Origin of the sequence: Streptomyces desertarenae, from assembly GCF_042681365.1 — a bacterium.
GTDB classification, from domain to species: Bacteria; Actinomycetota; Actinomycetes; order Streptomycetales; family Streptomycetaceae; genus Streptomyces; species Streptomyces desertarenae.
In genome coordinates this window covers 1-569 of sequence record NZ_JBHUFU010000057.1, presented here as the reverse complement: position 1 = coordinate 569, position 569 = coordinate 1, and the positions used below count along the sequence as shown (strand labels likewise).

General features: G+C 67.1%; 1 protein-coding gene and 1 rRNA gene. Both read left to right on the top strand.

From position 1 onward, the window contains the following. Positions 1 to 72: ribosomal RNA gene (rrf, locus tag ACFSJS_RS28075) — 5S ribosomal RNA — on the top strand; the annotation flags it as partial. Between the two features lie 183 nt (positions 73 to 255). Continuing rightward, a partial coding sequence (locus ACFSJS_RS27935; RefSeq protein ID WP_380905293.1) for a hypothetical protein occupies positions 256 to 569 on the top strand: 314 nt, incomplete at its 3' end.

The window sequence follows — 569 nt, the reverse complement described above, 5'->3', positions numbered from 1 at the left end:
CCGGAAGCTAAGCCTTTCAGCGCCGATGGTACTGCATGGGGGACCGTGTGGGAGAGTAGGACGCCGCCGAACAATCTTTGAAGGGCCCTTGGTCCCAGCGTGCATGCTGGGGCCGAGGGCCCTTTTCTTTTCTGTATCCGAGAATGAACGTGTACCACCCCATGACAGGAGCCACAGCGATGCCCAATCCACCTGAGGAACAGCCTGGTAGGCCTGAGCGGTCCGACAGGCCGCGGCGCCAGAACAGTGGTGAGCGTGGTGGGTTCCGCCGCGACGAGCGGTCCTCGTACCGTCGCGATGATCGGGATCGTGGTCCGGGTCAGGGGCGTGGTGGGTTCCGCCGTGACGATCGGCGGGATGAGCGTGGGGATCGTCCGCGTGGGTTCCGCCGTGATGATGAGCGCGGTGAGCGCGGTGGGTTCCGTAGGGACGACCGCCGGGATGACCGGCCCGCCTACCGCCGTGACGACCGCAGGGACGAGCGGCCGGCCTACCGTCGTGACGATCGGCGGGATGAGCGTGGGGATCGTCCGCGTGGGTTCCGCCGTGATGACGAGCGCGGTGAGCGC